This window comes from Amycolatopsis sp. cg9 (assembly GCF_041346945.1).
Lineage (GTDB): Bacteria > Actinomycetota > Actinomycetes > Mycobacteriales > Pseudonocardiaceae > Amycolatopsis.
The window spans coordinates 5,529,499-5,552,492 of record NZ_CP166850.1 but is presented as its reverse complement, the minus strand read 5'-3'; the positions used below and the strand labels follow the sequence as shown (position 1 = coordinate 5,552,492).

Here is a 22,994-nt window from a genome sequence, read left to right as displayed (position 1 = left end):
GGGTTCGGGGCCGCTGTCAGACGACCACGAGGTTCTTGGTGCTCAGGGTGAGGAGTTCGGGCTCCCCAGCCCGCACGACGAGCGTGTCCTCGATGCGCACGCCACCGCGCCCCGCGAGGTACACGCCGGGCTCGACGGTGACCGCCATACCGGCGGACAGTGTACCGACGCCCGTCGCGGCGAAGCTGGGCGCCTCGTGGATCTGCAGGCCGACGCCGTGGCCGAGACCGTGGGCGAAGTGCTCGCCGTGCCCCGCGTCCGCGATCACCGTCCGCGCCGCGGCGTCCACTTCGGACACCTCGGCGCCCGGCACGACGGCGCCGACCCCGGCCGCTTGGGCCGCGTGCACGAGGTCGTAGACCTCCCGCTGCCACGCCGCGGGTTCGCCGAGGACGAACGTGCGGGTCATGTCGGAGTGGTAGCCGTCGACGGTGGCACCGAAGTCCAGCTTGACGAAGTCGCCGCGCTCGAGGGTGGCGTGGGTGGGCCGGTGGTGCGGGATGGCCGAGTGCGCGCCGGCGGCGACGATGGAGGCGAAGCTGAGCGCCTCCGAGCCGTGCTCCAGCATCCGGTTCTCCAGGTCACGGGCGATTTCCAGCTCGGTCCGCCCGGGCCGGAGGCCGCCGGCGGCGACCAGGTCGTCCAGCGCCCGGTCGGCGGCGGCGCACGCCTGGCGCAGCGCTTCGATCTCGGCTTCGTCCTTGACCACCCGCAGCTGCTCGACCAGGCCGGGGGTGCGTTCGAGCTTCACCCGCCGCTGGAGCGCTTCGTACTCTTCGACGCTGACGTGCTGGCTCTCGAACCCGACCCGCGAATACGTCTTGGGATCCTTCGCGGCCCTCGCGACGAGAGCGGCGGCACTGGCCCGGTCGACGACGGTCTCGAGGTCGGGCACCTCCCCCGCGGCCTGCGTGGTGTAGCGGCCGTCGGTGCAGAAGAGGGTCTGGCCGTCCCCGCCCGCGTGCAGCAGCACGGCGGCGTTGGAACCGGTGAACCCGGTCAGGTAGCGGATGTTCAGCAGATCGGTGACCAGCAGCGCGTCCACGCCGGCTCCGGTCAGGAGCCCACGCAGCGCCGCGCGACGTCGTCCATGGGTTTCAGGCACGGGCCCAGCCTAGTGCGCGCTGGCCGAGCAACTCGTCAGTAACCTGGCCTACACTCCGCAGGATGAGCGCTTGGGTGATCCGCGGACTCGGGATGGCGGTGCTGCACGGCGTCGCGCTGACGCTGCTGGCGAAGTACGCCGTTTACCACCCGACGGACCAGACCCTGGTGGTGTCCCTGACCCTGGCCGTCCTGGTCGGCGCGGCGGCACTGTGGAGCGCGCTCGACGCCTGGCGCGGCGTGCCCGACCGCGGCCGCGCGTGGTTCATCGCCGCGCTGGTCACGGGGGTCGTGTCGGGGATCCTGTACGTGATCGGGCGGGCGGTGTTCGTCGACCAGACGGGCGTGTCGGAGCTCGGCGGCGCGCTGACCGGCGGCGCGGCGTTCTCGGCGTTGCTGGTGCTGGTCCCGGCCGGGCTCGGGCTCTTCGTGGGCGGCCGGATCGGGCACTCCCGGTCTTCGGGCGAGAACGGCGCGGGCTGAAGGGGACGTTCAGCGCATGTCGTGGGCTGAAGGGGACGTTCCTCGCATCTGATGCGAGGAACGTCCCCTTCAGCCCACCAGGGAGCGGCCCTTCGGGTAGCCGTCCCACTGGGCCGTCGTGACCGGGTGGGCGGCCGAGCCGTTGTTGCCGACGATGCCGCCGTCGGGGACCCGCCAGCGCTTCTTGTCGTCCAGCACGAACGCGAACCCCTTGCCCGGCGCCTGCACCGCCTCCGCGCCGGAGCGCAGCCGCGCCGCGAGGGGCAGGGCCGTCACCGCCGGGGGCGTCTTCTCCAGGACCTCGCCGGCCAGCGCCACCGCCACGGCGCGCCGGTCCACCCGGACCCGCACGCCCGCGCGGACCAGGTCCATCGTCCGCTCCGGCGACGGCATCGTGACGCCGTCGAAGGTCGCCGCCGTCCGGCCGGGGTTGCCGCACGCCTGGCTGCCCAGCAGGTCGAGCCCGAAGTGGCGCAGGTCGGTCGGGGCGTTCGCGCCGCCGATCGCGGTCGCGCGGACCACGTCGAACGGCACCCGGTCGCACGGGTCCGCCGACGACAGCGGCGCGTGGCCGTCGGCCCGGCGCACCAGGCCCGGCCCTTCCTTCCACGGCCCGGGGATCAGCACCGGCCGGAACGGGCTCTCGGTGAAGTCCGGCGTCCAGAACGTGAGGGTCGTGCCGCCGTCGGTCTCGTGCGCGACGACGAACGCGTCCAGCGCCCCGACCCACATCAGGTCCGCGCTGAACCCGTCGACGACCGATCGCCCGCGCGGCGCCGACGTCGACGCCACCGGCACGAACCCGCCGACGTCGAGCGCCTGCACCCCGGAGCCGAACGCCGGATCGGGCGAGCGCAGCACGAACTGGCCGGCCCCGTTCCAGCCCGCGGCGCGGCCGGTGGTGTCGGTGAACATCAGGTAGAACCAGCCGTCGAGGTAGACCACCGACGGCTGGCCGGCGCCGTAGACGTTCGCGCGGTGCACGTCGTGCGACGGGCCGAGGATCGGCTTCCCGCCCGCCGCGCGGGTCCAGTGCACGCCGTCGGGGCTGGTCGCGAGCCCGATCGCGTTGCCGAGCGCGTGGTCGCCCGCCGCGCCGGTGTAGTACAGGTAGTAGGTCGAGCCGACACGCAGCACGGACGGGTCGCAGGTGTGCATGCCGTCGAACTGCCCGGGCGCGCCGGAGAAGACGGCCGCCGGGATCCCGCCGCCGGGCCCGGTGAACGGGCCGTCCATCGACTGCGCCTGCGCGTAGAGGATGTCGTCGCCCGCCGGCCCGGCCCCGCCGTACTGGCTGCACCACCACATCCGGGTCTGCCCGCGGTCGAGCATCACGGTGGGCCCGTAGTTGTAGACGGCGTCGGCACCCCCGGCGGCGACCACCCCGCCGCTCTGCCGCGGCTCACCGGAAGCGAGCTGGACATCGGCCGGCCGCGGCGCGGTTTCGCCACCCGCGATGGCGGGCTGCTCCCCCGCCGCCTGCGGCTGCGCGTACCCCTCGGTGCAGCCCGCGACCAGCAGCCCCGCCAGGACACTGGCGAGCAAGGCACGAGCGGGTCGCCGACCCCCACGACGAAACGGGCGCACGACATCGGAGTGTAGCGAGAGCAACACCACCCGGGTGACGGCGCTCCGGTCGACGGTCCCCCGATCGCGCAAAGGCGGGATGCGTTGCGGGCGAGGAAGATCGAGAACCGGCTACCGGGTGTCACCCTCAGCGGTGGCGGCCCGGCGTCACTCCCGGCGGTGGCGGGCCCTCCAGCGCCACCAGCTCCACCTCGAAGCCCGCGTCGTTCTCGAGGTAAGCCGCGTAGTGCGCGGTTCCGCCCGCGTACGGGTACCGGTCCGCGAACAACGGCCGCCAACCGTGGGCACCGGCCCGGGCCGCCAGGTCGTCGACCTCCGCGCGGGTGGCCACGTGCAGGGCCAGGTGGTTGAGGCCCGGTCGGGTGCGCTCGTGCTCCGCCGCGCTCAGCGCCGGTGAAGCCTCCGCCACCAGGTACGTCCCGCCGAGGCGCCAGCTGACGCCCGCGGGCCAGCGCTGGAACTCCCGCCAGCCCAGCTCGCCCAGCAGCCAGCCCCAGCTCCGCTCCGCCTCGGCGAGGTCCGGGACCCACAGCTCGAGGTGGTGCGGGCGGCCGTGGCCGGACGGCAGCGCGACCAGGACCCGGTGCAGGTCGCCGTAGTGGACGCCGGTGCCGACGTCGAGGAAACCCAGGCGGGCGGCCACCTTGCGGCTCGCCGCGTTGTTTTCGTGCACCAGCGCCCAGATCGCCGGGAGGCCCAGCGTGCCGAAGCCGTGGTCCAGCACCGCCCGGGCGGCCTCGGTGGCCAGGCCCTGCCCGGCGTGCGCGCTCGCCACGTAGTAGCCCAGCTCCGGCACCCCGCCGGGCAGTTCCGACGACGGGCGCAGGTGCGCGACGCCGATCACCTCGCCGTCGCGCTCGATCACCCAGTGGCCCTGGCCGGGCGGGCCGTGAAAAGCCAGGCGCCGATCGACCATCGCGCTCGCCGCCGCCGGGTCCGAGAAGTCCGCCGCGAAGAAGCGGCTCATCTCCGGGTCGGCGAACACCTTCACCACGGCCTCGCGATCCGCCTCGGTCAGCGGCCGCAGCGTCAAGCGCGGGGTGGCCGGCAGCGTCACCCCGGGTGCGCGGCGAGCCAGCGCAGCGCGAGCGGGTAGCCGTCGACGCCGAGGCCCGCGATCACCGCCGTCGCGATGTCCGACAGGACGCTGTGGTGCCGGAACGCCTCCCGCTTGTGCACGTTCGAGATGTGCAGCTCGATCAGCGGCGCGGACAGCTGCGCGGCGGCGTCGCGCACCGCGATCGAATAGTGCGTCCACGCGCCGGCGTTGAGCACCACCGGGGTGCCGCCGTCCGCGGCTTCGTGCAGCCAGCCGACCATCTCGCCCTCGTGGTCGGTCTGCCGGACCTCGACCTCGATCCCCAGCTCCTCGCCGGTCTCGACGCACAGCGCGGCGAGGTCGTCGTGGGTGGTGGAGCCGTAGACCGACGGCTCGCGCTTGCCGAGCCGCCCCAGGTTGGGGCCGTTGAACACGAACACCTTCACAGCAGGACGCTCCCCCCGCTCGAAGGGGCGTCCGCCGCGATCGCCGAGTAGGCCGCCGCCAGCAGCGACGGGTCCGGGCCTTCGAGCCGGCCGGGTTTCGCGAGCCCGTCGAGGACGACGAACCGCAGCACCCCGGACCGGGTCTTCTTGTCGCCCTTCATCGTCTCGAGCAGCTGGGCGAGGGCGTCGGCGTCGTACGTCGTCGGCAGGCCGATCAGCTTGAGCACCGACGCGTGGCGCTCGGCCGTCGCGTCGTCGAGCCGGCCGGCCAGGCGCGCCAGCTCGGCCGCGAACACCAGCCCGACGCTGACCGCGGCGCCGTGGCGCCACCGGTAGCGCTCGCGGCGTTCGATGGCGTGGCCGAGGGTGTGGCCGTAGTTGAGGATCTCCCGCAGGTCGGATTCGCGCAGGTCGGCCGCGACGACGTCCGCCTTCACCCGGATCGAGCGGCGGACCAGCTCGGCCAGCACGTCGCCGGTCGCGTCGAGCGCCGCGGCCGGGTCGGCCTCGATCAGTTCGAGGATCCGCGGGTCGGCGATGAACCCGGTCTTCACGACCTCGGCCATGCCGGCGACGAGCTCGTTCGGCGGGAGCGTCTCCAGCGTCGCGAGGTCGACGAACACCGCGCTCGGCTCGTGGAACACCCCGACGAGATTCTTGCCCGCCTCGGTGTTGATGCCGGTCTTGCCGCCGACCGCCGCGTCGACCATGCCGAGCAGCGTGGTCGGCACGTTGACCAGCCGGACCCCGCGCATCCACGTACCGGCGACGAACCCGGCGAGATCGGTGACGGCGCCGCCGCCGAGGCCGACGACGACCCCGCGACGGTCCAGCCCGATCCGGCCGAGCACCTCCCAGCAGAAGCTGGCGACGGTCAGCGCCTTGCCGTCCTCGGCGTCCGGGATCTCGACGCGGTGCGCGTCCAGGCCCGCCGCGATCAGCTCCTCGCGGATGGCCTCGGCCGTGGTGGTCAGCGTCGGCGGGTGGATCAGCGCGATCTTCGAGGCGTCGGCCAGCTGCGCGGTCAGGTCGCCGAGCAGGCCGCGGCCGACCACGACGTCGTACGGGTGGGCGGTGGCGACGGGGATGCGCACCGGATCGGACACGGGGTGACTCACTCCTTGGCTTCGGCGGGGGCGAGCCGCGCGGCGAGATCCGCGACGATCTCGGCCGGGGTCCGCTCGTCGGTGACGATCTCGACGGTGGCGACCTCGCGGTAGACGGGCACCCGCTCGTCGAGCAGTTTCTTGAACGTGGCGCGGGGGTTCACCCCGGCCAGCAGCGGCCGCGCGCTCGACAGGCCGGTGCGCTGCACCCCCGCGGCGAGGCCGACGTTGAGGAACACGACGGTGTGCCCGGCCAGCCGGGCCCGGGTGCCGGGGGTGAGCGGCGCGCCGCCGCCGAGGGAGAGCACGCCGTCGTGCTCCGCCAGCGCGGTGGCGACCGCTTCTTCTTCGAGCGCGCGGAAAGCGGGTTCGCCGTCGTCGGCGAAGATGTCGGAGATGCTGCGCCCGGCCCGCGCGACGATGTCGTCGTCACTGTCCCGGAACGCGACGCCGAGCGCGGCCGCCAGCAGCGGCCCGACGGTGCTCTTGCCCGAGCCGGGCGGGCCGACGACCACCGCGCGAGGGCTCACCACCGCTCCTCGAGGGCCTTCAGGTACGCCTCGGCGTTGCGCTTGCCCTCGACGAGGGAGTCGCCGCCGAACTTCTCCAGCGCGGCGTCGGCGAGGACGAGCGCCACCACGGACTCCAGCACGACCCCGGCGCGCGGCACGGCGCAGACGTCGGACCGCTGGTGGATCGCCACCGCGGGCTCGCCCGTCTTGACGTCCACTGTGGACAGTGCTTTGGGGACGGTCGAGATCGGCTTCATGGCCACGCGCACGCGCAGCGGCTCGCCGTTGGTGATGCCGCCTTCGAGGCCGCCCGCGCGGTTGGACCGGCGGGTGACGCCGACCGGGCCGGTGCCGCGGTCGATCTCGTCGTGCGCCTGGCTGCCCCAGCGGCGCGCGGTGGTGAAGCCGTCGCCGACCTCGACGCCCTTCATCGCCTGGACGCCCATGAGCGCGCCGGCCAGCCGCGCGTCGAGCCGCCGGTCCCAGTGGACGTGGGAGCCGAGGCCCGGCGGGAGGCCGTAGGCGAGGACCTCGATCACGCCGCCGACGGTGTCGCCCGCCTTCCGCACGGCGTCGACCTCGGCGACCATCGCGTCGGTGCCTTCCTGGCTGAAGGCGCGCACCGGGCTCTCGTCGATGGCGGGCAGGTCGGCCGCGACCGGCAGCGGGCCCTCGGGGGCGTCCGCGCCGCCGATCGAGACGACGTGGCTGAGGATCTCGACCCCGAGCAGCTGCTTCAGGTAGTTGCGCGCGACGGTGCCGAGTGCGGTCCGCGACGCCGTCTCGCGGGCGCTGGCGCGCTCCAGGACGGGACGGGCCTCGTCGAAGCCGTACTTCTGCATGCCGGGCAGGTCCGCGTGGCCCGGGCGGGGCCGGGTGAGCGGTTCGTTGCGCGCGAGGCCCTCGAGCACCTGCGGGTCGACCGGGTCGGCCGCCATGACCTGCTCCCACTTGGGCCACTCGGCGTTCTCGATCTGCACGGCGACCGGGCCGCCCTGGGTGCGGCCGTGCCGCACGCCGCCGAGGAACTCGATGTGGTCGGTCTCGAAGCCCATCCGCGGGCTGCGGCCGAAGCCGAGGCGGCGCCGGGCCAGCTGCTCGGTGACGTCGGCGGTGGTGACGGCGACGCCGGCGGGCATCCCTTCGAGCACGGCGGCCAGCGCGGGTCCGTGCGATTCACCTGCGGTGATCCAGCGCAACATGGGCTCAATCCTGTCACGGGCGCGGGGCGGGCCGGGACGTGCCTCCGGTGGGCCCGCGCCCGGGGTCCCGAATGACTCATTCGGGGCGTCGGAGGTCCCGAATGAGTCATTCGCGACATCTGCGCCCCGCCCTTCTCCGGGTGGCTCGTCCGGGACCCCCTGCGGCCCGGACGAGCCCTCACAGCGTCAGCCGCAGCAGGGCCCGCCCGCTCCCCCCGCGCACCTCGAGCGCCGCCAGGTCCGAGCGCCGCAGGGCCGTCCCGATCACGATGCGGGCCGTGTTGTCCGGGACCGCCTTCCACGTCGCCAGCTGCGTCTCCGTGCCCGTGCGGGAGATCGCCACCAGCACGTAGTCCCCGCCGCTGCGGCCGCCCGTGTAGCTGCACGACATGTCGACCTGCGTGCCCCACTCGAACGCGTCCAGGCGGGCGTCGGCGCGGACCGGGAACTGGCCCAGCGCCGTCATCGCGATCGACGGGGGCGGGGCCGGCGCGGGCCACGACGCCACCACCGCCAGCGCCACGCACGCCGACACCGCCAGCGCCGCCGACACCGACGTCACCGCGAGGCGGATCCGGCGGCCGCGGCGGACCCGGGCGAGCACCGCGGGCAGCAGGTCCGGCGGGGGCGGCCCGGGATCGGGCACGACCGCCGGGGTGTCGACCCTGGCCAGCAGCCCCGGCAGCCCCGCCAGCTCGCGGACCGACGCCGCGCAGCGGTCGCACGTGCGCAGGTGCTCCTCGAAGCGCTGGCGGTCCTCGGGAGCCAGCGCTCCCAGCACGTACGCGGCGTCGAACGTCGCGAACGGGTCTTCGCTCACTGGGTCACCCCCCTCTCCTCGAGCACCAGCCGCAACGCGCGCAACGCGTAGTGCGTGCGCGACTTCACCGTTCCTTCGGCCACACCCAGGCGCAGTGCGGCGTCCGCTACGGAATAGCCCTGGAAGTAACACAGCAGCAGGACCTCGCGGTGCCGTTCGGACAGCTCCGCGAGCGCCTCCGCCACGAGCCAGCCCTGGACCGCGCGGTCCGTCCCGTCGGCGACGGCGAGCTCCGGCGGCTCATCCGTCACCACCTCCGACCGGGCCGACGCCGAGCGCCAGCCGTCGATCGCGATCCGCCGCGCCACCGTGAACAGCCACGCGCGGGCCGAGCCCTGCGACTGGTCCAGCACCGCCGTCGAGCGCCAGGCGCGCAGCAGCGTCTCCTGGACGACGTCCTCGGCGCGGATCCGGTCGCCGGAGGTCAGGTGGAGCGCGTAGGACCACAGCGCGGCCGCGTGTTCCTCGTGCAGCGCGCGCATCAGCGCTTCTTCGGCGACTTCTCCCACGGACTAGGCCGTGACCCGGCGCCGGTCCTTCACGAACAGCAGGGCCAGGCCGCCGAGGATGCAGACCGCCTCGGTGATGACGCCCCAGTACTCCGGCTGGCTGTTGAACTGGTCGTGGTTGCCGGCGAACCCGACCGTCGCGGCGAGCACGTACGCCCCGAGCGTCAGCACGCCGAACCCGATCGCGCCCAGGGCCGGCAGCCAGTGCCGCCAGGCCAGCACCGCGATCGCGATGACCAGGCCGCCGATCGCGTCCAGCAGGAACAGCGGGCCGACGATGCCCGGGTAGTCCTCGGTCCACAGGAAGTAGTGCACGCCCGCCGAGCCCAGCAACGCGGCCGCCACGACGATGCGCAGAACCCAACCCACCATGATCGTTCCTCCACTCCACACCCACTCGGGTAGATACACGGAACAGGGGCCGATCCGGTTCACCGCGGATTGAACCGAAGCGGTGTCGATCTCGTTGATAAGGGCATGACTGCCGAACTGCACTCCCGCCGCACCGTCCTCACCACGGGTGCCGCCGTCGCCGGTGCCGCCGTCGGCGCCGTCGCGCTCACCGCCTGCGGCTCCTCCGACGACGCCAAGTCCGGCACCGCGCAGGCCCCGATCGCCGCCGGGACGCCACTGGTCGCGCTCGCCGACGTCCCGGTCGGGGAGGCGAAGGCCGCCAAGGCCCCGGACGGCTCCGACGTGATCGTGGCCCGGCCGTCCGAGTCGGCCTGCGCCGCGTTCAGCGCGATCTGCACGCACCAGGGCTGCACCGTCACCCCCAAGGGCGCCGATCTGGTCTGCCCCTGCCACGGCTCGGTCTTCAACGCGCTGACCGGCGAGGTCAAGCAGGGCCCGGCGAACAAGCCGCTGCCCAGCGTGCCGGTGAAGGTGGAGAACGGGAAGGTCGTGACCGGCTGACGAGCCGGGCGCACGCGAAGGGCCCTTGTGGACGGTCGTCCGCAAGGGCCCAACGCGTGACAAAAAGAACTCAAGCGTCCCAGGCGAACAGCTTCCCGCCCGCCTCGACGTCGCGCTCGGCGTCCAAAGCGGACAGCACGTCCGCCGACGCGTCCAGTGCGACGACCGGGACGATCGCCGAGTAGCCCGCGGCGGTCACCGCCTCCGGGTCCCAGCTGACGACCGGCTGGCCGGCCCGCACCTGCTCGCCCTTGACGACGTGCAGCGTGAAGCCCTCGCCCTTCTCCTTGACCGTGTCGATGCCGAGGTGGACCAGCACGGCCTTGCCGTCCTCGGTGGCGATGACGTAGGCGTGCGGGTGCAACGTGGCGACCGTGCCGTCGACCGGCGCGACCGCGTCCGAACGCCCGCCCGAGGGCTGCACCGCGATGCCGGGGCCCACCATGGCCTGCGCGAACACCGGGTCGGGGACCTCGGTGATCGGCACCACGCGCCCGGCGACCGGGCTGAGGACCTCGAGGCTCACAGCAGGTCCTCGATGTCGCTGGCGATCGTGTCCGCCTCCGGCCCGACGATCACCTGCAGGGCCGAGGACCCCATCTTGACGACGCCCATCGCGCCGGCCTTCTTCAGCGCCGCTTCGTCGACGAGGCTCATGTCCTCGACCTCGCAACGCAGCCGCGTGATGCACCCCTCGACCTCGGTGAGATTGCCCGCGCCGCCGAGTGCCGCGAGGATCTTTTCGGGCCTGTCATCCGCCATCGCGGTCTCCTTGATCACTGTTTGTTCCCAACCTGACGCGAACCGCGTGTCCACCTGTACTACGCCGTTCGTCGGCATGCACCCCGCCGCGGGCCACGAACGGATAACGGTGGGTTGACACCCGTCCGCGCGGCGGAGCATCCTGCCCCATCAGATCATTGGTCTAGACCGGAACGTACCAATGTTCCGGGCCGGACGCGAGCACCGGTCCCCCGGTGACACGAGAACGAGGAGGGTGACGCCGATGAGCGCGGCCGCGCACGTCCCGCCACCCGACCGGGTCGTCAACGGGCCCACGCCCAAGCACGCCCAGCTGCGGGAAATCCTCCGCCGCACGGTGGAGCGGGAGCTCCCGCCGGGTGCGCCGATCCCGTCGGAACGCGAGCTGGCCCAGCGCTACGGCGTGTCGCGGCTCACGGTCAGATCGGCGATCGGCAAGCTGGTCGAAGAGGGTCTGCTCGCCCGGGTCCGCGGCAAGGGCACCTTCACCGCGGCCCGGCGGATGGAACTGCAGCTCTACCTCATGTCGTTCACCGACGACATGCGGCGGCGGGGGCTGACCCCGACGACCGAGGTGGTGTCGGCCGCCACCGAGGTTCCGCCCACCGCCTCCGCGCACGCCCTCGGCCTGGCCGAGGGCACTCCCGCGCACCACCTGGTGCGGCTGCGCCACGCCGACGGCGTGCCCCTGGCCGTCGAGCGCGGCTGGTACCACGCGGGCCGGGCTCCCGGCCTGCTCGAGCTCGACCTGACCCAGTCGCTCTACGCGCAGCTGGCCGAGACGTACGACGTGCGTCCCGACCAGGCGTGGCAGACGGTCTGGGCGGAAGGGGCGGACCGCGAGACGGCCCGGCTGCTCGGCATGCGCGCCGGCAGCCCGCTGCTCGTGTTCCGCAGGGTCTCCAGCGCGAACGGCGACCCGATCGAAGACATCACTTCCTGGTACCGGGGAGATCACTACCAGGTGACCATGCAGTTGGACCGGAACACCCCGGAACCCGGTCAACCACCCCACTATGGAGGATCCAGATGAGCTCCACCACCGCGGAGGGGGCGAAGAAGAGCGGCAGCGGTCTCGCCGGTCTTCAGCGCTTCGGCCGTAGCCTCATGCTCCCCATCGCCGTGCTCCCGGCGGCGGGCATCCTGCTCCGGTTCGGGCAGGACGACATGCTCGGCAAGGACGGCCTCGGCTGGAACAAGGTCGCTTCGGTGCTGGGCGCCGCGGGCGGCACGCTGTTCAACTGGCTGCCGCTGCTGTTCGCGGTCGGCATCGCGGTCGGCTTCGCCAAGAAGGGCGACGGCTCCACGGCCGTCGCGGCGGTCGTCGGCTTCTTCGTCTTCAGCTCCGTCGTCCAGGTGTTCGCCCCGCTGGCGGACCTGCCGAAGTACACGGCCGGGGTCACCGAGCTCCAGCCGATCAAGTGGCCGTACTCGGTGCTCGCGGGTGTCGTGGTCGGCGTCGTGGCGGCGCTGCTGTGGCAGAAGTACCACCGCATCAAGCTGCCCGCCTACCTGGCGTTCTTCGGCGGCCGCCGGTTCGTCCCGATCATCACCGCGGGCGTCATGGTGATCCTCGGCGTGCTCTTCGGCCTGGTCTTCCACTGGGTCAACAGCGGCATCGAGGCCGCCGGTGACGCGGTCACCGCCGCCCCGGTCGTCGGTGGCGGCATCTACGGCGCGCTGAACCGGCTGCTCATCCCGGTCGGTCTGCACCAGCTGCTGAACGTCCCGGTCTGGTTCATCTTCGACGGCGGCGACATCAACAACTTCGTCGCGGGCAAGATGTCGGCCGGTGCGTTCACCACGGGCTTCTTCCCGATCTTCATGTTCGCGCTGCCCGCCGCGGCGCTGGCGATCTGGCAGACGGCCCGCCCGGCGCAGAAGAAGGTCGTCGGCGGTGTGATGATCGCCGGCGCGCTGACCTCGTTCCTCACCGGTGTCACCGAGCCGATCGAGTTCTCGTTCATGTTCGTCGCGTGGCCGCTGTACCTGTTCCACGCGATCATGACCGGCACCTCGCTGGCGATCTGCAACGCGCTGGGCATCCACCAGAGCTTCAACTTCTCGGCCGGCGCGATCGACTACCTGCTCAACTTCGGCGCCCCGGCGGCGCAGAAGCCGTGGCTGCTCATCCCGATCGGCCTCGTCTACGCGGTGATCTACTACTTCGTGTTCCGGTTCGCGATCGTCAAGTTCAACCTGCGCACCCCCGGCCGCGAGGACGACTCGATCGAGGCCGACCTCGACCGGACCGCCGCCGCGTAACATCCGTACCGACGTAGAACCCCGTTAGCGAGAGGACGAACATGCCGGAGAAACGCGTCGCCGTGGCGAGCAAGGTGGGCCTGCACGCCAGGCCGGCCGCGCTGGTGGCGAAGGCGGCCGCGGCGCAACCCGTCGCGGTGCAGATCGCCAAGGCCGGCGGGAGCCCGGTGGCCGCCGGCAGCGTGCTCAACCTGATGACGCTCGCCGCCGGGTACGGCGACGAGGTCATCATCAGCGCCGAGGGCGAGGGTGCCGAAGCGGCCGTGGAAGCGGTCGCGGAGCTCGTCGCCACCGACCTCGACGCCTGAGACGGCGAAACCCGCGAAGGCCCCCGCACCGGTCCCCGACACCGGTGCGGGGGCCTTCGTTTCGTAGGGTGGGGGCATGGAGAGCCTGCGCCTGATCGACGAGTGGCCGGTGGACAACGCCGCGACGGCCGTGGTGTCCGCCGACGGGACCGTCGCGGGCCGCCACGGCGACACCGCCCGGAAGTTCCGGCTGGCCTCGGTCAGCAAGCCGCTGACCGCCTACGCCGCGCTGATCGCGATCGAAGAGGGCGTCGTCGAGCTCGACACCCCGGCCGGGCCCGAAGGCTCGACCGTGCGGCACCTGCTGGCCCACACCTCCGGGCTCGCGTTCGACGCGCACAAGGCGATGGCCGAGCCGGGCACGCGGCGGCTCTACTCCAACGCCGGGTTCGAGCAGCTGGCCGACGCGCTCGCCGAGCACTCCGGCATCCCCTTCGCGCAGTACCAGGCCGAAGCGCTGTTCGCCCCGCTCGGCATGACTTCGACCACGCTGACGGGTTCGCCCGCCTCCGGCGCGGAATCCACTGTGGACGACCTGGCGGCCTTCGCCGCCGAACTGCAGGCGCCCAAGCTGCTCGACCCCGCGACCGTGGCCGGGGCCACGAACGTCGTCTTCCCCGGCCTGTCCGGCGTGCTGCCCGGGTTCGGGCACCAGAAGCCCAACGACTGGGGCCTCGGCTTCGAGATCCGCGACCACAAGAGCCCGCACTGGACCGGCGCGAACAGCTCGCCGCGCACCTTCGGGCACTTCGGCCAGTCGGGTACGTTCCTCTGGGTCGACCCCGACGCGGGCGCGGCCTGCGTGGCGCTGACCGACCGCGCGTTCGGCCCGTGGGCCGCCGAGGTCTGGCCGCGCTACACCGACGCCGTGCTGGCGGAATTGAGCGCGTGAAGCGGGTCCTCCTCGCGGCCGTCCTGCTGGCCGCCGCCTGCAGCGCGCCCCAAGCCGCGCCGGCGCCCGTAGCCCCACCGAAAGCCGCCGAGGCTCCCCCGGCGCTGGGCACGAACGGCGCCGCCGTGCCCGCGCTGCGCTGGACGCCGTGCCACGGGCAGTTCCAGTGCGCGGGCGCGGCCGTGCCGCTGAGCTACCGCGAGCCGAAAGGCGCCTCGATCACGCTCTCGGTGATCCGGCTGCCGGCGAGCGACCCCGGACGGCGGCTCGGCTCGCTGTTCTTCAACTTCGGCGGCCCGGGCGCCGACGGCGTCGGTGAGCTGACGCGGTTCGCCGCCCGCTACCCCGAAGAGCTGCGCGCCCGGTTCGACCTGGTGAGCTTCGACCCGCGCGGGATCGGCGGGTCGTCCCCGGTCAGCTGCCCCGGCGCCGACCACCTGCCGCCCGCCGGGTCGCCGCTGCGGCAGCCGGACGCGTTCTTCGCCGCGAGCGCGGCCACCGGCCGGGCCTGCGCCGCTTCCGGTGCCCTGCTGAGCCATTTGTCGACCGCGAACGTGGCGCGGGACCTGGAGCTGCTGCGCCAGGCCGTCGGCGACCCGGCGCTGAACTTCTACGGCTACTCCTACGGCACGTACCTGGGCGGCACGTACGCGAACCTGTTCCCGGACAAGGTGCGCGCGATGACCCTTGACGGCACCCTCGACCTCGTCGCGAACGCCACCGGGAAACCCGGCCAGGAGAAGCAGCCGGTGGACGTCCGCGCCGACGTCGCCGGGGCGCAGCAGCTCGAGCTGGACCAGTTCTTCGCCGCGTGCGCCGCGGCCGGGCCGAAGTGCGCGTTCTCCGCGGGCGACCCGAAGCAGCGGTTCGCCGGGATCTTCTCCCGCGCTTCCCACGGGCCGGGCGTGGGTTCGCTGATGCGGACGGTCGACAGCGCGCTGTACCAGTCGGGCCGGTGGAAGCGGCTGGCCCAGACGCTGGCGGCGATGCCGGCGGATCCGGGTCCCGCGGCGCCGGTCCTGGACCCGTACGTGCCGACGCACTCCCCCGGGTTCCTGGCCGTCCAGTGCGTCGACAGCGACAACCCTTCGTCGGTCGCCGACTACACCTCGCTGGCCGCTCGCGAGAGCGCGCGTCAGCCGTATTTCGGGCTGGGGCCGGTGTTTTCGATGGCCCAGTGCGTGGGCTGGCCGGCGCACGACGCCGACCGCTACCCCGGGCCGTGGAACCGGCCGCGGAAGAACCCGGTCCTGGTCCTGAACAACCGCTTCGACCCGGCCACCCCGCTGCACAACGCGGAGGCGACAGCGGCGGAACTGGGCGACGGCCGGGTGCTCGTCGTCGAGGGGTACGGCCACACGTCGCTCGACGCACCCAGCGCGTGCGCTTCGGCGGCGGTGGTGCGGTACCTGACGGAACTGGCGGCGCCGGCCGAGGGGACCACGTGCGCGCCGGACGTGGTCCCGTTCTCGTGAGCGGGAAACAGTATTCCGACCCTGTTTCTCACTCACGACCCGGGCGCGCTCGTCGTTCAGCCGAACGGCCGACACCGGCAGGGTCTTTGGACCCTGCCGGGTGCGCCACGCGGGTGGTGTCATGGTTCTCGTGCGGGCCCGCCGCCGGGCCGGTGCGGGGACCTCGGGCCCCGGCGGGCCGCACGCCAAGCTACTCCATCAGCCGGATCGGTTCCCCCGCCTGGTAAGCCGCGATGTCTTCGACCGCGTCGCCGTAGAAGATCTCGTAGGTCTCGCGCGCGACGAAACCGAGGTGCGGCGTCAGGACGGCGTTGTCGAGCGTCCTCAGTGGATGGTCGGCCGGGAACGGCTCGACGTCGTAGACGTCCAGCGCCGCGACCCGGATCTCCTCGCGCCGCAACGCATCCACCAACGCGGCCTCGTCGACGATGGGGCCGCGCGAGGTGTTCACCAGCATCGCACTCGGCTTCATCGCGGCGAGTTCGGGCGCGCCGACCAGGCCGCGGGTGCGGTCGCTGAGCACCAGGTGGATCGACAGCACGTCCGACCGCGCGAACAGCTCCGCTTTGGACACCGCCGTGACGCCGTGCGGGTCCGCCTTCTCCTGGGTCAGGTTCTGGCTCCAGGCGATGGTCTCCATCCCGAAGGCCTGCCCGATCTTCGCCGCGCCCGCGCCGAGCCTGCCGAGGCCGAGCAGGCCCAGCGTCTTGCCGTGCAGCATGGTGCCGACGGTCGTCTGCCAGCCACCCTCCCGCATGGACCGGAACTCGCGCGGCAGGTTCCGCGCCGCGGCGAGGATCAGCGCCCAGGTGTGCTCGGCGGTCGGCTCGCCCAGGTAGCCGGTCCGGGACACGACGACGCCGTTGCGCCGCGCGGCCGGGACGTCGATGGCCGCGTTGCGCGGGCCGGTGCTGACCAGCAGCTTCAGGTCCGGCAGCCGGTCGAGCACGTCCGCCGGGAACCGGGTGCGCTCGCGCATCGCGACGATCACTTCGAAGCCCTGGAGCTGCGCCACGACGTCGGCGAGGGGCTCGGTGAAGACCGTGATGTCGGCCTTCAGCGAATCCCAGTCGCCGAAGGTGAGCGCGACGTTCTGGTAGTCGTCGAGGATCGCGATGCGCATGATCTCACCGTAGTGGCACGAAGACGTCCACGCGGACCAAGTGGTGGTCGGAGGCGTCGTTCAGCCGGGCCAGCGGGTCGGCCGGCACCGGCCAGAACACCTCCGCGTGCCCGGGCCGCAGGCCCTTCGACGGCAGCACGTAGTCGGTCCGCAGGTTGCCCGGGGCGACGTCGTTGAAGTCGCCGGTGTCGAAGAACGGGTCGCTCTTCTGGGTCGCGTTGGTGCCGCCCTGGGCCTGGGCGGCGAGCACCGCGCCGCGGCTGCCGGGGTGCGTCTCGAGCACCCGGCGCGCGCCGAGCAGCTGGTCGATGGCGCCGGGAACGCTGTCGCCGTCGAGGGGGTCGGAGTTGTTGTCGCCGGCCACGACGAAGCGCTCGTCGGCGGTGAGCCCGCCGCGGCGGCCGCGGTCGTCGTGGATGTAGCGGCCCTGCCCCGGCGTCACGTAGTCGGCCCAGAAGCGGATCTCGTCGTTGTTGCGGGTGCCGTTGCGGTCCTCCGGGCCGTCGAAGCTCGGCGGCGTCGGGTGCGAGACCAGGAAGTGCACGGTGGACCGCCCGATCTTCAGCGGCAGGTCCCAGTGCGACTTCGAGGACAGCCGCAGGACCGCCAGCTCGGCGGGGCTGTACCAGTCGTGCGGCGCCGGCGTGGCCGGGTCGTCGGGCAGCAGGGCGCCGGGCATGTCCCGCCACAGGAAGTGCTGGAACGTCCGGACGTGCGCGAGGTCGATCGGGTACTTCGACAGCACGAGCAGCCCGTACTGGCCCTCGAAGGCGCCGAAGCCCTGTGCGTCGTTGCCGCCGCCGACGGTACCGCTGCGGTCGAGGTCGAAGCCGGTCGGCACGCCCGTGTTGACCGGCGCGGTGTAGGCGTACGGGTAGTCGATGGGCTTCGCGCCGTGCCGGCCGACGGCCAGGTAGTTCTTCCGGAACAGGTCGGCGGCGGCGTTGCCGGGCACGTAGTCGAACTCGTTGATCAGCTGGACGTCGGCGCGGTTGCGCTGGACAACCTCGGCGACCTCCTGCGCCTGGGCGTTGCCCGGCGTCGAGAGGTCGGTGACGAGCTGGCCGGCAGTGGCGCGGTTCAGCGAGGCGTTGAAGGTGGCGAAGCGGACGTCGGTGCCGAAGCCGGCGTCGGCGGTCGCGGGGACGAAGAGCGCGGCGAGGGCGGCGATCGACAGCCCGGCGGCGATGCGTTTCACGGTGGTGACCCTACCCTCTTGAACGTGTTCAAAAAGCGCGCTACCGTCTCCTTGAACACGTTCAAAACTTGGAGGAACCATGGACCGGATAGTCCTCGCGTACGCGCTCTACCTGCTGATCAGCATCCCGCTGACCGTCCTCGTGGCGCGGACGCTGAGCAAGCACGGCCGCACCTTCCTGGCCGAGGTCTTCGCCGACAGCCCGGGCCTCGCCACCGCCGTCAACCAGCTGCTGGTCGTCGGCTTCTACCTGATCAGCCTCGGGTTCGTGACGCTGTTCCTGACCAGCCGGGCGACGGTGCTCAGCGCGCGCGAGGTGTTCGAGCTGCTCTCGGTGAAGGTCGGCACGGTGGCGCTCATCCTCGGGGCGATGCACCTGACGAACGTGCTGGTCTTCAACGGCATCCGCCGCCGCCACCTGGCCCCGAAGCCCGTGCCGGCGCCCGTCCCCTATCCAGGGATGCCGCCCTTCCCCCAGCACTGACGGAACCGGCGCTAACGTGCAGTCTGTGGCCAAGAGCGAGGAAACGCGGTCCCTGATCGTCACGACCGCGATGCGGCTGTTCACCGAGAACGGCTACGACCGCACGACGATGCGCGCGATCGCCGCCGAGGCGGGCGTCTCCGTCGGGAACGCGTACTACTACTTCTCGTCGAAGGAACAGCTGATCCAGGGCTTCTACGACGAGATCGCGCGGCAGCACCTGGCGAAGGCCCGCCCTCTGCTGGACGCCGAACCGGCCTTCGCGGCCCGCCTGCGCGCGGTGCTGCTCTGCTGGCTCGACGTCGCCGAGCCCTACCACCGCTTCGGCACCCAGTTCTTCGTCAACGCGGCCGACCCCGAGTCGCCGCTGAGCCCCTTCAGCGACGACTCGTCGGCCGCGAGGGAGGCGTCGATCGGCCTGATGCGCGAGGTCGTCGACGGTTCGGACGTCAAGCTGGACCCGGAGTTGCGGGAGCAGCTGCCGGAGTTGCTGTGGCTCTACCAGATGGGCGTGGTGCTGTTCTGGGTCCACGACCGGTCGGCGGGGACCAAGCGCAGCCGGATGCTGGTGGAGCGGAGCGTGCCACTGCTGGCGCGGGTGGCGGCGTTGTCGCGGCTGCGGATCTTCCGGCCGGTGAGCCGCGAGATCGTGGAGCTGATCCAGGACCTGGCACGGCGGGACTGACTTGCCGTAACACTCCGCGGTCGGCGCGCGACCCTTCTCACGGCCTTGTACGCCCGCGGAGAGGTGGCTCGGGTGCCGCTGAGTCTCACCCAGATCGTCAGCATCGTCGCCGGTCTGGCCGTCGCGGTGACCGGGTACGTCTACCAGAAGCGGAAGTACCTCAAGTCACTGACGCGGGACCTCGGACTGGAGACGTTCCCGCAGTACATCGTGCGCGGCATCGGCTCACGGCTGGTCCGCCGGCTGCGACCGGCGGTGGCGGCCCGCCTGAGCTTGCGGGACTTCGCACTGAACCGGCTGGCGGCGAGCTCGAACCGGCTCCTCGTCCCGGCCGCGGTGCCGGTCGAGCTGGTGCTGGACGACATGTTCGTGCCGTTGACGGCGCTCGCCTCCGACCGGAGCCGGATTTCGGCGGCCGCGATCCGGGACGGCGAACACCGCCGGATCCTGCTCGTCGGTGACCCGGGTTCGGGCAAGTCGACCCTCGTGAAGCGGATCTACCGCGACATCTGCCGGGCGGCCATCGCGGCCGACGCCCCCTCCGCCCGCATCCCCGTAGTGGTCGAGCTCAAGAACCTCACGTCGGTGAAGACCGGCGGCACCGGACTGGTCGAGTCGGTCGAACACCAGGTCACCTCGATCAACACCTACGCGAGCAAGGACCTCTACGACTCGTTCGCCGACACCGGCCGGATCACCGTCCTGCTGGACGGCCTGGACGAAGTCAACACCAGCGAGTTCGACGCGGTCTCCGCGCAGATCACGGAACTCTGCGATCACCTGGCGAAGCGGCACGCGCGAAACCAGGTGATCGTGACGACCCGGCGCCAGCTCTACGTGAACTTGGCACCCGAGTTCACCGAGACCTTCGACGCGCACCTGACGCTGGAACCGTTCACCGCCGACGACATGTACGAGTTCCTGCGCAAGTGGCCCTATCGGGCGACGCCGGAACGCCACCTGTCGCGCATCTTCGGCAATCTCGCGGCGCAGCCGAACATCCGGAGCATGTGCGAGACACCGCTGATCCTCGCGATGTACGTGGCGACCGACCAGATCACCGGCGGGGAGGGCCTGCCGGAAACGCGGCCCGATTTCTACCGCGCGGTGGTCGACGAGCTGCTCGTGCGGCGCCGAGGCCGCCAGCTCGGTCTGACGACCGGGCTCAACGTCCTGCGCCGGACCCGCCGGCAGGTACTCGGCCGGGTCGCGCTCGAGCACCTGCTCGACGGCAGCCAGTCCCGGAATGCGCTGGACTGGGGCAAGGCGGTGACCATCGTCCAAGAGGAGGAAGGGCTTTCGGAGGCCGCGGCCGGCCAGCGCCTCCGCGAACTGTCCCGCGACACCGGCTTGTTCACCGAGGAGCGCCGGGAGGAAACCCTCCGGTTCGTCCACCTGACCTTCTGCGAGTTCCTCGCCGCGGACGCGGTCGACCGCGGCGACGACCAGGCCTGGCAGCGGATCGCCACGGCCGTCGACGGCGGCGACGAAGAAGGCGCGGACCGCCTGCGGTTCGGCGAACGGCTGGCGGAAGTGATCGTCTTCTCCGTGGCACTGCAGAAGAACGACCGGGTCCGCCGGGAATGCCTGCTCTGGGCCATCCGCAGCGGCCTCGAACTGGGTCTGCGTGCCATCGCGGATTGCCAGCCCTACGACGACGAAGTCGTGATGGCGGAACTGGCCGGACTCACCGGCTCCATCGCCCGCGGGACGAAGCGCGACGAGAACTGGTTCCACTTGTTCCGCTTGGCCGCCATCGCCCTGCGCGACCGGGAGCTGGCCGAAAGCTCGATCACCGGCGCCAAACCCAGCTACCTCGAACCGTTCTTCGTCGACGTCACAGCCGGCGCCGAGGGCGGGTTCGACCCGCTCTTCCTCTCGTACCTGCGGCTCGACCCCGCCGCCGCCCTCGAACTGGCCGGCTCGCTCGGGCTCGAGATCGCCAGGGTGCGCCCGGAGCTGCTGATCAAGGTCCTCGACGAACCGGCGGTGCTGGCTCAGGCGCTCGCCGAATTCCAGGCGAGCCGGGAAGGCATGCGGGACTGGGCCCGGATCTTGGCGCTCGGGACGCTCTACCACGCCAGCGTGAGCCGCCGGCTCACCTCGACCGCCGCGACGTTCCCGGTCTCCGAGTGGCTCCCGCCCAGGGAGGGGAAGAAACGGTGCTGGCACACCAGCTACATCGACCGCGGAGCCATCACCGGTGCCGTGTTCGAAGCCGGCTGCCGGTGGCCGGGGTCGTCAGCCTGCCTCAAATTCCTCGGCACCATGCCGATCTACCGCTCAGTCCGCAGCACGAGGATCCGCAACGCCCTTTCGCTGTCCTCCCTCGTGACCCTGGTTTTCATCGTGATCGTCGCTCACCTGCTCGCGTGGTTCGGCTTCGTCGGTCCGGTGGTGTCGGCGGTGTCCGCGGGCCTGGCTTCGATCACCTACCTGCTCTCCTTCCTGCCCCGACGCTTCGACCACATGGATTGGCAGTTCCGTGACGCGTTCAGAGCCGTTTCCCGGAACACCTCGCTTCCGGCCGCCCGGCAGTTGATCGACACAGTCGTCCGGGACCCCGAGTCGAGCACGTACGAACTCGCGGTCATGGCACGCAGGTCCGGCCGCGAACACCAGGCGGTGATCAGATCTTTCCTGCAGCGGTTCCGTCTTCCGCTTCCGACCTTCATGACGCTGAACCCCGTCACCCGGCTCGACCTCTTCGACATGGTGCAACCGGCCATGGTCGCGCTGGAGGTGGATGGGGAAGAACCGGAAATCGCGGAGGGGGACTACGGGCGAAGCCCCCTCCCGCAACCGGTCACGCCGTGGGGCTGACCGCCCGGAAGTACAGGAACCGCGGCTTCGTCCGCAGGTTCGCCGCCCACTTCGGGTCGGCCTCCTCCGCCTCCGCGGTCGGCATCGGCTCCTCCAGCCGGTCCACCGAAAACCCCGCCTCCCGAACCGCTGTGAACGTCCAGCTCAACGGGCGCCGGTAAAAACGCACCACCTGACCCGCCGGGAACTCGTCCTCCAGCAGCTCCAGCTCGAAGTAGTTCTCCTTCGAGAACCACCGCCAATCCTCACCCGGGTGGTGCACCGAAAACACCAGCACCCCACCAGGCTTGAGCACCCGCCGGAACTCCGCCAGCGTCGGGCCCCAGTCCTTCACGTAGTGCAGCACCAGCGAAGCCGTGATCACGTCGAAGGAACCGGACTCGAACGACAGCGGCTGGGTCACGTCGGCGACCTCGAACCGCGCCACCGCACCGAATTCGCGGCGGGCGACCGCGACCATCCCCGCACTCGCGTCCACGCCCAGGACGTCCGCACCCCGCGCGGCCAGCAACCCGCTCAAGTGCCCGGCGGCGCACCCGACGTCCAGTACGCGCCGGCCCGACACCTCACCCGCCAGGGACACGATCGCCGGCCGGTCGTAGTAAGCGTTCGTCACCGACTTTTCCGCGTGCGCCGCGTAAGCCTCGCTGAAGGCGTCGTACTGCGCCGCGCGGGCCCGGCCGAGGATTTCCTCCACCACCTCCGTCTTCGCGTCGGCGTACTGACCGATGTACTTCCACGTCTTCGCCGCGAGCTCCCGCTTCTTCGCCGCGTACAGCTCCAGTTCCGGCGGATGTGCCCGAAGGCGGTCGCGGAAGAGGCGGTAGCGCGGCGTCTGGCCGTTGCCCGGCGAGTACACGTGCAGGTTGATGTTCGTGTCCGGCCCCTTGAAGCACCGGTGCTTCTCCCAATCCGGCTCGCGGATCACCAGCCGGTACCCCGCCGCCGCCAGGGCCGGGACGTACGCGGCCTCGTCGTCGGAATCCGGGACCTCCAGGAGGATGTCGACGATCGGCTTCGCGCACAGGCCGGGCACCGACGTCGAGCCGACGTGCTCCAGCACCACGACCCGATCCCCCAGCACTTCCCTGATCCGCGTGGCTTCGCGCTCGAAGAGCGCCGGCCACTCCGGGTCGTAGTCCACCAGCGTGACGGTGGAGTCGAGTTTCGGCGGCTCGCCGACCCACGCGGCGGCGATCTCGGCCTCGCTCTGCGCTTCCTGGCTGCTCATCCCGTGCAGACCCCCTTCTTTTGGG

The 22,994-nt window shown here is 71.9% G+C and carries 25 protein-coding genes; 10 read left to right on the top strand and 15 right to left on the bottom strand.

Annotated features, from left to right (window positions below; all coding sequences use genetic code 11):
- Positions 1-16 precede the first annotated feature (16 nt).
- Complete coding sequence (locus AB5J73_RS26520; protein WP_370961381.1) at positions 17-1,105, bottom strand: M24 family metallopeptidase; 1,089 nt, start codon at positions 1,103-1,105, stop codon at positions 17-19.
- 62 nt (positions 1,106-1,167) lie between these two features.
- Here AB5J73_RS26520 and AB5J73_RS26515 point away from each other — a divergent pair, with 62 nt between their 5' ends.
- The gene (locus tag AB5J73_RS26515) at positions 1,168-1,587 is read left to right on the top strand and encodes a B-4DMT family transporter (protein WP_370961380.1); all 420 of its coding nucleotides are present in this window, start codon (positions 1,168-1,170) and stop codon (positions 1,585-1,587) included.
- A 69-nt stretch (positions 1,588-1,656) separates the two neighbouring features.
- Here the strand turns inward: AB5J73_RS26515 and AB5J73_RS26510 are convergent, their stop codons facing one another.
- The 9 genes from AB5J73_RS26510 to AB5J73_RS26470 form a co-directional block, all read right to left on the bottom strand.
- Positions 1,657-3,132, bottom strand: a complete 1,476-nt coding sequence (locus AB5J73_RS26510) for a beta-xylosidase (RefSeq protein WP_370961379.1) — start codon at positions 3,130-3,132, stop codon at positions 1,657-1,659.
- 169 nt (positions 3,133-3,301) lie between these two features.
- Positions 3,302-4,231 (bottom strand): GNAT family N-acetyltransferase, encoded by a 930-nt coding sequence (locus tag AB5J73_RS26505; protein ID WP_370961378.1) that lies wholly within the window; start codon positions 4,229-4,231, stop codon positions 3,302-3,304.
- Entirely contained in the window at positions 4,228-4,659 is a 432-nt protein-coding gene (gene aroQ, locus AB5J73_RS26500) for a type II 3-dehydroquinate dehydratase (RefSeq protein ID WP_370961377.1), read from the bottom strand. The genes AB5J73_RS26505 and aroQ overlap by 4 nt, the downstream gene beginning before the upstream one ends.
- A complete protein-coding gene (gene aroB / locus AB5J73_RS26495; RefSeq protein ID WP_370961376.1) occupies positions 4,656-5,765 on the bottom strand; it encodes a 3-dehydroquinate synthase in 1,110 nt (369 codons plus the stop codon). The genes aroQ and aroB overlap by 4 nt, the downstream gene beginning before the upstream one ends.
- A gap of 8 nt (positions 5,766-5,773) precedes the next feature.
- Complete coding sequence (locus AB5J73_RS26490) at positions 5,774-6,295, bottom strand: shikimate kinase (RefSeq protein ID WP_370961375.1); 522 nt, start codon at positions 6,293-6,295, stop codon at positions 5,774-5,776.
- Positions 6,292-7,479, bottom strand: coding sequence for a chorismate synthase (gene aroC / locus AB5J73_RS26485; protein WP_370961374.1), 1,188 nt, complete (start codon positions 7,477-7,479; stop codon positions 6,292-6,294). Before aroC ends, AB5J73_RS26490 begins: the two co-directional genes overlap by 4 nt.
- Before the next feature lie 178 nt (positions 7,480-7,657).
- A complete protein-coding gene (locus AB5J73_RS26480) occupies positions 7,658-8,299 on the bottom strand; it encodes an anti-sigma factor (protein WP_370961373.1) in 642 nt (213 codons plus the stop codon).
- Complete coding sequence (locus tag AB5J73_RS26475) at positions 8,296-8,808, bottom strand: sigma-70 family RNA polymerase sigma factor (protein WP_370961372.1); 513 nt, start codon at positions 8,806-8,808, stop codon at positions 8,296-8,298. Before AB5J73_RS26475 ends, AB5J73_RS26480 begins: the two co-directional genes overlap by 4 nt.
- A gap of 3 nt (positions 8,809-8,811) precedes the next feature.
- Positions 8,812-9,180 (bottom strand): hypothetical protein, encoded by a 369-nt coding sequence (locus AB5J73_RS26470; protein ID WP_370961371.1) that lies wholly within the window; start codon positions 9,178-9,180, stop codon positions 8,812-8,814.
- Positions 9,181-9,285: 105 nt separating this feature from the next.
- Between AB5J73_RS26470 and AB5J73_RS26465 the strand changes: the two genes are divergently transcribed.
- Positions 9,286-9,723 carry a ubiquinol-cytochrome c reductase iron-sulfur subunit gene (locus AB5J73_RS26465; protein ID WP_370961370.1) on the top strand — a complete coding sequence of 146 codons (438 nt, stop codon included), beginning with the start codon at positions 9,286-9,288 and terminating at the stop codon, positions 9,721-9,723.
- Positions 9,724-9,793: 70 nt separating this feature from the next.
- On the opposite strand, the gene AB5J73_RS26460 is transcribed toward AB5J73_RS26465, so the two are convergent.
- Both AB5J73_RS26460 and AB5J73_RS26455 read right to left on the bottom strand, forming a co-directional pair.
- Positions 9,794-10,249, bottom strand: coding sequence for a PTS glucose transporter subunit IIA (locus AB5J73_RS26460; RefSeq protein ID WP_370961369.1), 456 nt, complete (start codon positions 10,247-10,249; stop codon positions 9,794-9,796).
- Complete coding sequence (locus AB5J73_RS26455; protein WP_247011672.1) at positions 10,246-10,485, bottom strand: glucose PTS transporter subunit EIIB; 240 nt, start codon at positions 10,483-10,485, stop codon at positions 10,246-10,248. Before AB5J73_RS26455 ends, AB5J73_RS26460 begins: the two co-directional genes overlap by 4 nt.
- A gap of 244 nt (positions 10,486-10,729) precedes the next feature.
- Between AB5J73_RS26455 and AB5J73_RS26450 the strand changes: the two genes are divergently transcribed.
- The 5 genes from AB5J73_RS26450 to AB5J73_RS26430 all read left to right on the top strand — a co-directional run bounded on the left by AB5J73_RS26450 (position 10,730) and on the right by AB5J73_RS26430 (position 15,425).
- Positions 10,730-11,518 carry a GntR family transcriptional regulator gene (locus tag AB5J73_RS26450; RefSeq protein ID WP_247011673.1) on the top strand — a complete coding sequence of 263 codons (789 nt, stop codon included), beginning with the start codon at positions 10,730-10,732 and terminating at the stop codon, positions 11,516-11,518.
- Positions 11,515-12,750, top strand: coding sequence for a PTS transporter subunit EIIC (locus AB5J73_RS26445; RefSeq protein WP_370961368.1), 1,236 nt, complete (start codon positions 11,515-11,517; stop codon positions 12,748-12,750). Before AB5J73_RS26450 ends, AB5J73_RS26445 begins: the two co-directional genes overlap by 4 nt.
- Positions 12,751-12,791: 41 nt before the next feature.
- Complete coding sequence (locus tag AB5J73_RS26440) at positions 12,792-13,058, top strand: HPr family phosphocarrier protein (RefSeq protein ID WP_086856385.1); 267 nt, start codon at positions 12,792-12,794, stop codon at positions 13,056-13,058.
- 76 nt (positions 13,059-13,134) lie between these two features.
- Positions 13,135-13,950 (top strand): serine hydrolase domain-containing protein, encoded by an 816-nt coding sequence (locus tag AB5J73_RS26435; protein ID WP_370961367.1) that lies wholly within the window; start codon positions 13,135-13,137, stop codon positions 13,948-13,950.
- Positions 13,947-15,425, top strand: a complete 1,479-nt coding sequence (locus AB5J73_RS26430) for an alpha/beta hydrolase (protein ID WP_370961366.1) — start codon at positions 13,947-13,949, stop codon at positions 15,423-15,425. The genes AB5J73_RS26435 and AB5J73_RS26430 overlap by 4 nt, the downstream gene beginning before the upstream one ends.
- 190 nt (positions 15,426-15,615) lie before the next feature.
- Here the strand turns inward: AB5J73_RS26430 and AB5J73_RS26425 are convergent, their stop codons facing one another.
- Positions 15,616-16,548, bottom strand: coding sequence for a D-2-hydroxyacid dehydrogenase family protein (locus AB5J73_RS26425; RefSeq protein WP_370961365.1), 933 nt, complete (start codon positions 16,546-16,548; stop codon positions 15,616-15,618).
- 4 nt (positions 16,549-16,552) lie between these two features.
- Positions 16,553-17,746, bottom strand: a complete 1,194-nt coding sequence (locus AB5J73_RS26420; RefSeq protein WP_370961364.1) for an endonuclease/exonuclease/phosphatase family protein — start codon at positions 17,744-17,746, stop codon at positions 16,553-16,555.
- Positions 17,747-17,825: 79 nt separating this feature from the next.
- On the opposite strand from AB5J73_RS26420, the gene AB5J73_RS26415 reads away from it, so the two are divergent.
- The 3 genes from AB5J73_RS26415 (at position 17,826) to AB5J73_RS26405 (ending at position 21,738) form a co-directional block, all read left to right on the top strand.
- Complete coding sequence (locus AB5J73_RS26415; RefSeq protein ID WP_370961363.1) at positions 17,826-18,230, top strand: hypothetical protein; 405 nt, start codon at positions 17,826-17,828, stop codon at positions 18,228-18,230.
- A 25-nt stretch (positions 18,231-18,255) separates the two neighbouring features.
- Positions 18,256-18,915 carry a TetR/AcrR family transcriptional regulator gene (locus AB5J73_RS26410; RefSeq protein ID WP_370961362.1) on the top strand — a complete coding sequence of 220 codons (660 nt, stop codon included), beginning with the start codon at positions 18,256-18,258 and terminating at the stop codon, positions 18,913-18,915.
- Between the two features lie 72 nt (positions 18,916-18,987).
- Positions 18,988-21,738, top strand: coding sequence for an NACHT domain-containing NTPase (locus AB5J73_RS26405; RefSeq protein WP_370961361.1), 2,751 nt, complete (start codon positions 18,988-18,990; stop codon positions 21,736-21,738).
- Here the strand turns inward: AB5J73_RS26405 and AB5J73_RS26400 are convergent.
- Positions 21,722-22,969, bottom strand: a complete 1,248-nt coding sequence (locus AB5J73_RS26400; RefSeq protein WP_370961360.1) for a GrpB family protein — start codon at positions 22,967-22,969, stop codon at positions 21,722-21,724. The genes AB5J73_RS26405 and AB5J73_RS26400 overlap by 17 nt on opposite strands.
- Between the last annotated feature and the right edge of the window lie 25 nt (positions 22,970-22,994).